Genomic DNA, 4,365 nt, shown 5'->3' with positions numbered 1-4,365 from the left:
GTCGATCACCGACACGTTGCCCGAACCGTTGTTGGTGACGTAGGCGTGGGTGCCGGCCGGGGTCACCGCCACACCAGTCGGATGGCTGCCCACGGGCACGGTGGCGGTGACGGTGTTGGTGATGGTGAGGATCACCGACGCGGTGTTCGAAATGAAGTTGGTGACGTAGACGTGGAATCCGTCCGGGGTCACCGCCACACCCTCCGGTCCGCTGCCGACGGGCACGGTGGCGGTGACGGTGTTGCTGGCCGTGTCGATCACCGACACATTGTTCGAACCGCTGTTGGTGACGTAGACGTGGGTGCCGTCCGGGGTTACCGCCACACGAGCCGGGCCGGTGCCGACGGTGATCGTGGTGGTGACGGTGTTGGTGGCGGTGTTGATCACCGACACATTGTTCGAACCGAAGTTGGCGACGTAGGCGAAGGTGCCGTTCAGGGCGGCTGCGGCCGCGTGCGTGGCTCGACCGGCAACTGCCGTACGAGAATGGCTTTTGGCCCGGTGGCCACCGGAGCCGCCCTGGGCTGCGGCGTGCACGGCCGGCAGCACCACCAGCCCGGCCAGGACAGCGAATGCCGCCGCCAGCCGGCCCAGCCACACCCACCACCGTGTTCCGCCCCGGCTTCCCTGAACTCCCAGCGGGGCTACCTCCACATGACGTCTGATCACTGCTGTCTCCCGATCTCGAAACGATGCGGCCTCGGGCCGCCTGTGCCGGGCACGGCGAGCAGAGAGACCTAGATCACTACAGAAAGTGATATGTACCATATAGGCGAAATAGTGGTTGCTGGTGTAGGCCGGTTCTGATACTCACGGCGAATGCGCACCCTGCTCCAGCCGCCCTTGAACGACAGGAAGCCAGGGCACGGTTCGAAGCCGAAGCCCACGGGTGGGTACGCGCGGACAGTCCTGCGAGGAGTTGATGGGGGTTCAGGTCCGTTCGTCCGTCCGCTGCTTGGCCAGACCCGCGACGAAGCGCAGGTAGTTGTCATGGTCAGGGGGCGGCCGGTGGCGCGGTCCTTCTATTGTCGGTGGCACGTGTCCAGGACTGCCGGCCCACCGACCACGGCCCACCTACCGGTGCGACGGCCGGTCAGCGCCCGCCACGGTCCAAATGCCGACACCCTGGAGCTCCCTCCGCCGCCCACCAGCAAGAGAAGGAACGGGAATGGGCAGGATCCGGGACAGGAGTCGGCCCGCCGGGGGATCAGGGGTCAGGGCCGTCTCTCGACCGTGCTACGCCACCCCGGCACCCCTCCCGGCCAACCCGGCCGTCCACCGAAGCGCGCCTGACGCCACGACGCAGCACTTCACGGCTCCAGGAGGTGCGGCCCGGGGCGCCCGCGGATACGCCATAGCCGCCTACGTGAGGAGGTCGGCACCCCCGGCTATTTGTGGTTGCGGAGGGCACGCCGACCGATCAAGCGCGCGTGTGCCGCGGTGCACCACCGCCGACCTCAGCCACGCTGCCGGCTTTGTGGCCTCGGTCTGCGTCAAGCCGGCTGCCGTGATGGGCGGGGTGGGAGTGAAGGCCGGTCGTCGCGCAGGAGAGCCCACAGCACACTGGTGCGGCGTCGTGCGAGGGCGATGACGGCTTGGACGCTCAGACTCCGCCTCCAGCGACAGGCCATCGACCTCCTCGGCCATGCCCTCGGGATCCTCCGAGACCGCCACCTAGGGGCTGTCCCGCAATTGATCTTTGAGCGCGTCCGCGGTCGCCAGGTTCGGGCTGCGTGGGTGGTCTACACGGGCTGTAGGAGGTTGTGCAGGCTGGCGATGCCGAGCATCGCGGTGTGGACGCCGTTGCCCTTCAGGCGGCAGTCGCGGAGGATCTTCCAGGTCTCCATGCGCGCGAAGACGTGCTCAACGCGGGCACGGACCTGCTTGTGGGAGTGGTTGTGCTCTTTCTTCCAGTCGCACAGGTCACCGCCAGCAGGGCGACGGTGCGGAATGATTAGCCCAGTGCCCTGGTAGCCGCCGTCGGCGATGGTGATCGTCTTGCCGACTACGGCGGCGGCACCCGACTCGGTCCACGCCTTGCAGTCGTTGCGATTGCCCGGCACGGGCCGGCCGACGGCGACGACCAAGCGGGAGTCGGCGTCGATGACCACCTGGTGGTTGGTTGAGTAGCGATAGTTCTTCGACTGCTCCGCCACCTGGTGGTCGCGGGTCGGACCAGAGTCCCGTCCACGATGAGCACCGTGCCGCGACGCAACCGCTGACGCTGGTGCAGCGCCAGCAACGGCCCCGTGTGGTCGACGATCCGATCCCGGCGGCCCTTCCAGCTGCCGCTCATACCGTTGTCGCGTCAGTACGAACCGAATCCGCGCGGGCCGTCGAACGCCCTAAACGGCCACGCCGGCGGCGTGAGGGCGAGACGCTCGATCACGGCGCGTTGGGCCTTGATGGCGACGGGCACGGTGTCCAGGTTGGTGTGCCTGTCCCGGGGGGGTGCCTCTATGTCTTTTGTCAAGCGAGGCGTGGGGTTCGGGGTTCGTAGAACGTGCCGTCGCGGAGCATCGCGAACAGGACGTTGATTCGTTGTCGGGCGAGGCGGAGAAGGGCCTGCGTGTGAGTCTTCCCGCGCGCTCGGCATCGGTCGTAGTAGGTGCGGGAGGCGGGGTCGTGCAGGGCGGCGAATGCGGACGGGAACATCGCGCGTTTGAGTTGCCGGTTGCCGCCTCTGGGCGCGTGTTCGCCGTGGATCGAGGTCCCGGAGGACTTCGTGGTCGGGGCGAGGCCGGCGTAGGAGGCGAGGTGGGCGGCGGTGGGGAAGCTGGTGCCGTCACCGACGGTGACCAGCAGCGTGGCGGCGGTCCTGACCGCGATCCCCGGCATGGAGGTCAGGACTTCGGAAAGAGGGTGTGCCTCCAGCAGGGCGCTGGTCTGGGCTTCTGTGGCCCGGCGTTGTTCTTGGACGGCGCCGAGCGAGCGGGCCAGGGAGGGGATCACGATGTCGAGGGTGCCGGTGCCCGGGACCACGACGGTCTGCTCGTCGAGTGCTTCGAAGACGTCGTCGATCAGCCGTGTCGCCATGCGTGGGGCCTTCGGGCGGACCGCCTCGACCAGCCTGCGGCGTCCGGCCTTTCGCAGCGCGGCCGGGGATCCATAGCGTTCCAGGAGCCAGGTCACGGCCTGGTGGTCCAGGCGCGGGCCGAGGACTGCTCGAGGCTGGGGTGGAACTGGGTGAGCAGGCCGCGTATCCGGTTGGAGGTGCGGGTGGCCTCGGCCGCTAGGTGTATTGACCTGAAGCGTTGTTCACGCGGCTGATCGGTGGGTGGCCGCCGAGTGCGGTGTGGCAGCGGTGGTGGTTGTAGGTGTGCAGGAAGTCTGGCAGGGCTTTTGTGCGTTCGAACCGCAGCGACTCGACCAACCCCACGTCGAGCATCCATGACTCGCCCCCTTTATCGCCGCTGCTGAAGAACGCTCCCAGCTCCACACCCCACCTCCGTCTTCGACCTTCCCTGGCATCGTCGACTGCGGCCAGCATGGTCACCGGATGGCGTCTGGCCGCGGGTTCTGCGCGCCTGCGGGCCGAGGTCCCGCACCTGGTGGGTCATGCTCCCGTGACGGCAGGTCGGGCGGGCGATCGTCTTGTACTGCCAGGCGGCCGGCGGGTTACTGGTCGGGGTGGACGGCTTGGACGCCGGTGCCCGCGTACGCCTTGGGGGTGAGGGTGAGCAGGTACCGGCCGGTGGGGTGGGTGGGGGAGGGGCGGGCGGCGTGGATGGCGTGGACGGCGGCCCAGGAGTGTCCGAAGCGCAGCAGTTCGGTGGCGGTGACCGCAGCGTCGGTGTCGAAGGCCTCGATCCGGATGAACCGCAGCCCCTTGATGTAACCGAGCAGCCCGGGCCGCTCGGCATCGCCGGCCGTCAGCGACAGCACCGGCGCATACAGGTCGCCGAGCCCACCGGAGGCCTGGACGTAGAACGCGGCGACCGTCTCGTTGAATGGGTCCTTCGGGTCGTACAGCGCACCTGCGGTCGTGTGGTCCAGGACGACCGCGATCGCCGCCACTACGCGGCCGCTTGCGGGTTGTGCGCGGCGCCGCCGAGGCGCTCGAGCAGGGCCTTGGCCTTCGCCTCGGCCTCCGGGCTCGGCGCGCTGCCGAGAGCGGAGGCGAGCTCGGCGCGGGCCAGCTCGGCACGCTCGGCGTACTCGGCCTGCGTTGGCGTGCCCTGCGCGAGGTCCTCGACCAGGCTGCGAATGGTGGTGCCGTGCTCGGCCGCCAACTGGGCGAGCCGGTCCCGCGCGGCCGTGCTCACCTTGATGCTCGTCTCATCTGCTGGCATACCTCGATCCTACCCCCGTTCCTCTACCGTTGGTAGAGGAACGGGGGGAGGGGGGTGTTTCCGGTACCCCGGC

The 4,365-nt window shown here is 68.7% G+C and carries 3 protein-coding genes and 3 pseudogenes; all 6 read right to left on the bottom strand.

The genetic code is table 11. From position 1 onward, the window contains the following. On the bottom strand, nt 1-669 hold a 669-nt coding region (locus AB0N17_RS45355; RefSeq protein ID WP_366017544.1), incomplete at its 3' end, for a YncE family protein. A 1,073-nt stretch (nt 670-1,742) separates the two neighbouring features. After that, a pseudogene (locus AB0N17_RS45350) lies at nt 1,743-2,266 on the bottom strand (transposase); the annotation flags it as partial. A gap of 203 nt (nt 2,267-2,469) precedes the next feature. Next, nucleotides 2,470-3,236, bottom strand: a pseudogene (locus tag AB0N17_RS45345) (transposase); the annotation flags it as partial. Continuing rightward, a pseudogene (locus AB0N17_RS45340) lies at nt 3,233-3,352 on the bottom strand (IS481 family transposase); the annotation flags it as partial. The pseudogenes AB0N17_RS45340 and AB0N17_RS45345, both read right to left, overlap by 4 nt. Nucleotides 3,353-3,618: 266 nt before the next feature. Beyond that, the gene (locus AB0N17_RS45335; protein WP_366017543.1) at nt 3,619-4,017 is read right to left on the bottom strand and encodes a hypothetical protein; all 399 of its coding nucleotides are present in this window, start codon (nt 4,015-4,017) and stop codon (nt 3,619-3,621) included. Then, nucleotides 4,017-4,292, bottom strand: coding sequence for a hypothetical protein (locus AB0N17_RS45330; protein WP_366017542.1), 276 nt, complete (start codon nt 4,290-4,292; stop codon nt 4,017-4,019). The genes AB0N17_RS45335 and AB0N17_RS45330 overlap by 1 nt, the downstream gene beginning before the upstream one ends. Between the last annotated feature and the right edge of the window lie 73 nt (nt 4,293-4,365).

The sequence above is a fragment of the Streptomyces sp. NPDC051133 genome (genome assembly GCF_040682635.1).
Lineage (GTDB): Bacteria > Actinomycetota > Actinomycetes > Streptomycetales > Streptomycetaceae > Streptomyces.
The sequence above is the reverse complement of the archived record's forward strand: the minus strand, read 5'-3'. Positions and strand labels throughout refer to the sequence as shown.

Excerpts from the sequence above, each read along its gene's own strand:
- AB0N17_RS45330 (WP_366017542.1), bottom strand. The coding sequence starts at position 4,292 with ATGCCAGCAGATGAGACGAGCATCAAGGTGAGCACGGCCGCGCGGGAC.